This is a genomic window from Micromonospora sp. M42 (genome assembly GCF_000568915.1).
Taxonomy (GTDB): Bacteria; Actinomycetota; Actinomycetes; order Mycobacteriales; family Micromonosporaceae; genus Micromonospora; species Micromonospora chalcea.
On record NZ_KK037245.1, the window covers coordinates 1 to 4534 of the forward strand.

A 4534-nucleotide genomic window follows, 5' to 3' on the forward strand; every position below is an offset into this window, starting at 1 on the left:
CGCGTCGCCGCGAGGAAACGCGTCCAGGCGGCCGGCGCGAATCCGAGCGCGGAACCGTCGGCGTTCTTCGAGTCGCGCACGTGCAGCACGAGGGGCTCAGCGGCGACCTCGACGCAGTCATTGTTGTTGGCGCCGCTGTAGCTGCTCTTGAACCACACCAGTCCGGCGCGGTCCCCGGGCGAAGGCTTCGCGGTCATGTGTCTCCTAGCAGCTTTTCGATGAATTCCCTCGTCCTGGCGGGCCCGAGGGCCTGCGAGCGCAGGATGCCATACCGGACGCCCAGGACGTGGACCTCTTGCGGGTCCGAGATGATGCGGCTCGTCAACTGCGCTTCGGAGTAGCCGATCGTCTTGCCGTCCTCCAGTCGCAGCACCTGCAACTCACCGCCCAGACCGGCATGTTCCTCCGTTTCGGTCGGCATGACCTGGAGCTCCACGTTGGGCCGCTCGCTCACGGTGAGCAGGTGCTCCAACTGGCCGCGCAGAACTTCCCGTCCACCGATCGGCCGCCGCAGGGTGACCTCCTCCAGCACGAAGGACAGAGTGACCATCGGACGCCGGTCGAAGACCGCCTGCCGAGCCAGCCGCGCCTCTACCAGCCGCTCGAACCGCTCGCGCAGCAGTGCCGGTCGGGCCTGGGCGAACATCGCCGTGGCGTACTCCTTCGACTGGAGGAGACCGGGGATGTTGACCGCTCCGTAGATCAGTATCTCCAGCGACTCCCGCTCCAGCTTCGTCAGATGCCTCAGCTTCTTCGGATACCTGGCCTCGGCGACGTCCCGCTTGAACTCGGCGAGTTTGCCGCCCGCGTTCAGGATCTCGTCGGCCTTGTCGAGGAAATCGGGCTTCGGGATGCGCTTGCCGGCCTCGACCTTGTAGACCTGCGCCTCGCTGTATCCGATGGCGGCACCGAAAGCGGGCTGCGAGAACCCGGCGCTCTGGCGCCAGAGCTTGATCTGGCGGCCCACGGCCTCAAGAACGGCGGCCGAGTCCTCCTCGTCCTCGACCTCCTCGTCGGAATCCCAGTTCTGGTTCCCCGAGCCGTCGGACTCTCCACGTGCCACGGCGCTCCTCTCTCCCGCACAGGGCCGTACAAGCCCCGGGCCTCTCCCGCACAGTCACAGCCCGTACGGGCGTGATCACTGGAAAGCCTAAGCCGACCGGGCCACGCTGAGTGACGTGAATCACGAAATCACCCAGCAGCCAGAAGCAATGCACCATTTCTTCCGCGTGCAGCTGTCGAGCACGCGCCGGGGCGCGCGCCTGGCGCGCCTGTTGGCGGTCGAGCAACTGCGGGACTGGGGAGTGCGGTTGACGGCGCCCCGCCAGATCATCGCGGAGCTGGCCTCGAACGCGGTGCTGCACGGCCATGTGGACGGCCGGGACTTCGCGCTGCTCCTCCACCTGTCACCGGAGACGCTGCGGATCGAGCTGGTGGACACGCGGGGTGACAAGGACCTGGAGCCGACAGCCCCACCCTGGTACGCGGAGAGGGGCCGCGGTCTGCTCCTGGTAGCGGCCTTCGCGGACGACTGGGGCGTGGAATGGGGCCCCGCACCGAGGAAAACGGTATGGGCGGAGGTACGACTGCGAAGGCGCGATCAGCGGGGATAGCCGACGCGGAGCAAGTCGCCGCGCGCCTCGCCGATTTCGGCGCCCCTCCGAAGCGCGGCGACGACCTCACGTGTCAAGGGCCCCAGCCCGTCCACGCGTTGCTCCCCACGCGTATCCCCCACCGGTTCACCCCACGGGCAACCGCGAGGGCAGCACGCACTTCGCGTCGGCGTACTGCTTCCGTGCCAGCTTCGTGACCAGGGACAACAACGTCTTCCGCGTCTCCTCCACGGACACCCGCAGATGCTGATTGAGGGTGACGCTCACGTGCAGACTCGACGCACCGGTCTTGTCCTTCTTCTCCGGAGTGCACGGAACAAGAATGATCGCTGTCTCCGAGTTCACCGTCGCCGCTATCCCGAGATCCGGGTGTGCGTCCTTGTCCGAATGCCCCAGATTCAGCACCACCCGCGGCTCGACCCGCTCCGGGGACAGACTCCCCAGACGCGTTGTCTCGGCGACAAGAAGACTCCGGCCCCCGCCATCCCTGACGACGCAACGGTCCACATAGCGCGAGATCTCGTCGACTTCGTATCCACTCTGAGAAAACCCGTACGTCCGAGAATTGGGCAGCACTCGGTTCAAGGTCCGCGCGACCCCGCCCCTGTCCGGCATGTTCGCGCACACGTCATGCGCCACGATTCGTCCTCGCGGCTCGTCCCGCCACCCGAAATACCACCCGGCGACGAGGCCCGCGACCATCACGAGAACAACGCCCGCCGCCAACGCGGCCACTCGCCCCCGGCGAGAACTTCCCTGGCCTTGACCGCTTGCCACCGCAGCATCCCCCGTCAGACGATGTCTCGTTTATCGGCATCCGCCTGTTCGATCACGTCGTAGGCGTCCATGAAACCCTTTCCCGCCGCGTCAGTGCCCCGATGGACGAGAGCGGCGTCGTCACCCACCGCTTGCCGCATCGATTCCTCGACGGTGCTCAGCACACGGGAGCGCCGACCGTCCGCCGCCTGGACCCGATCGTTCTCGGCTTTCACGTCGCCGTCCTCGTCCTCGCCAAGACCTCCGAGAATCGCCGTGAAGAGCGTCGACGTGGCCGTTCCCGCCGCTCCTCCCGCGATCACTCCACCTGGGCTGGTGAAACCGGACATCGCGATTCCGGTGGCGCTTCCGACCAAGGACCCGCCCCAGGTGCTCACGTGTCCCTTCCACGCGTCATCCCGCGCGTTGTCCGCGATCTTGTCCTTTGTCTGCTGGAAATATCTCGCTGCGGAAATGATCCCTTGAAAGCTGCCGCTGTCCGTCGCGATTTCCAGGACCGCCGCATCCGGGCCCCCTGCGAAATCGCCCTTCCCGGCAGCATGAAGCTTCATCAACTCGGCACTGTAGACCTGCTCAGCCACATTGAGCCGGTCGTAACCTTCCGGATTTCTGCCGACCGCGTGTATCCACCGCGACGCTTCGGCATGTCCTATGCTCACGCTCTTACCCTTCACGGGGTAGAGGAGCTCACTTTGTTCGTCGCCCTCCGAGAGGCCCAGGTGAAGCTCCGGCATGTACTCGGCCGAGATATTACCCAGGCTGTCCGAGAGGAAGGCGTGCTCTGTGAGGGGTCGCTCGTCCTCGGAAACGGAACTCACCAGCTTTCCGAAAAGCTCCGCCTGCGCCGCATTGTGCTTTAGGTCGTCGAACGTGGCCCTTTCCCCCGGCCGATGTCCCGTCGTCGCCGCCTCCAGCGCCAGGCCCAGCGCGTTGTGGCCCGTCACCTCGCCCTTGCCGCCCCTTCCGTCCTCGGGCCACTCGCGCTCCTCGAAGAGGTAGGTGAAGTTGGTTCCCTTCGTCCCGTCCTCCTTCTTGTGCTCGACCAGGAAGAACTCCGTCGCCGCGTCCGGGCTGTGGGACAGCGCCTTCAGGTAGCCCGTGAAGGGATCGTTCCCCCTGTCCTCGCCGAGGTGGTTCACGCGGCTCGACGTGTTCCACCCCTCGAACCCGGGCGAGCCCGCTCCGGCCATCACCCGCTCGTCCGCGTCGACCAGCTTCTTGCCGTACCGCACGAGGAACGCGTCGTCGAAGTCCCCGTACCGCATGAGGCTGCTCATGACGACGAAGCCCCTGGGGCCGCCGAAACCGCCCGCCGGGTCGGGGCCGGTCTGCCCCACGGGCTTGTCCACGATCCCGAGAAGGTCCTTCTTCCACTTCCGCATGGCCCCCGAGTCCGAGTTCGTGGCCGCGGCCACCGTCAGGCTCAGGTTCTTCTGCATCGCGTCCAAGTCGTCGGCCCGCTCGAAGAACCGCGGCCCTCCGTCCCTCCCGGGCCGCCTGTCCGCGTTGCTGAGCTTCTCCCAGAACTCCAGCGTGCCCTTCGCGCCCAGCTCCCCGACGACTTTCTCAGCGAAGGGGTACTCGTCGTAGTTCTGCGCGAACAGCTTTTTGAGCTCGTCGAATTCCTCCGGGCTCAGGTCCTCGGGGTCCCTCTCCGCCAGCGCGGTCGCCCGCTTCGCCGCCTTCGCGGCCTTCGCGTTGGCCTCGCGGCTGACCAGCTCCTCCTTGATCCGCACCATGCCCGGATGCCGCGAATCGGGCCCGTTGCCCTCGTTCAGGGAGAGGTAGTAGCGCCGTTTCAGAAGCGGGAGTTCGTGCTCCGCCCACGACGCGGTGTGCTGGATGCCGCCGAACTCGCCGCCGCCTATGCCGTAGGAGGCCAACTGGTTCTTGTAGTAGCTCGCCCGCTCCGCGAGCCATCGTTGATCCCGCTCGGCGGCGGTGACCACCCTGTGCAGCTTCTCCGGGTCGATCCCCGAGAAGCCCTCGCCCTCGTGCGCCACTCCGTCACCCCACCCGCCCCCACAGCACTCCGGAGTCAGCACGTTACCGAAACAGCACACGATGCACTAGCGATAACTCGCCTACCGGCGCGGCGTGTTGGCCCGCCAAAGACGGCCCCCGCGCCCGCTCACACCTGCCGT

General features: G+C 66.6%; 5 protein-coding genes. 1 reads left to right on the top strand and 4 read right to left on the bottom strand.

The features are described 5' to 3' along the window. Together MCBG_RS30950 and MCBG_RS30955 are read right to left on the bottom strand one after the other, a co-directional pair. Positions 1 to 197, bottom strand: a 197-nt coding sequence (locus MCBG_RS30950) for a DUF397 domain-containing protein (RefSeq protein WP_043331328.1), incomplete at its 3' end; no start/stop codon positions are given. After that, complete coding sequence (locus MCBG_RS30955; RefSeq protein ID WP_007823103.1) at positions 194 to 1063, bottom strand: helix-turn-helix domain-containing protein; 870 nt, start codon at positions 1061 to 1063, stop codon at positions 194 to 196. The genes MCBG_RS30950 and MCBG_RS30955, both read right to left, overlap by 4 nt. Positions 1064 to 1178: 115 nt before the next feature. Between MCBG_RS30955 and MCBG_RS30960 the strand changes: the two genes are divergently transcribed. Then, positions 1179 to 1613, top strand: a complete 435-nt coding sequence (locus MCBG_RS30960) for an ATP-binding protein (protein ID WP_198033367.1) — start codon at positions 1179 to 1181, stop codon at positions 1611 to 1613. Positions 1614 to 1739: 126 nt separating this feature from the next. Here MCBG_RS30960 and MCBG_RS30965 read toward each other — a convergent pair whose 3' ends face one another. Both MCBG_RS30965 and MCBG_RS30970 read right to left on the bottom strand, forming a co-directional pair. Continuing rightward, positions 1740 to 2252, bottom strand: coding sequence for a hypothetical protein (locus MCBG_RS30965; protein ID WP_223201482.1), 513 nt, complete (start codon positions 2250 to 2252; stop codon positions 1740 to 1742). 152 nt (positions 2253 to 2404) lie between these two features. Next, on the bottom strand, positions 2405 to 4393 hold the full coding sequence (locus tag MCBG_RS30970) for a hypothetical protein (protein WP_037933081.1): 1989 nt from the start codon (positions 4391 to 4393) through the stop codon (positions 2405 to 2407). Between the last annotated feature and the right edge of the window lie 141 nt (positions 4394 to 4534).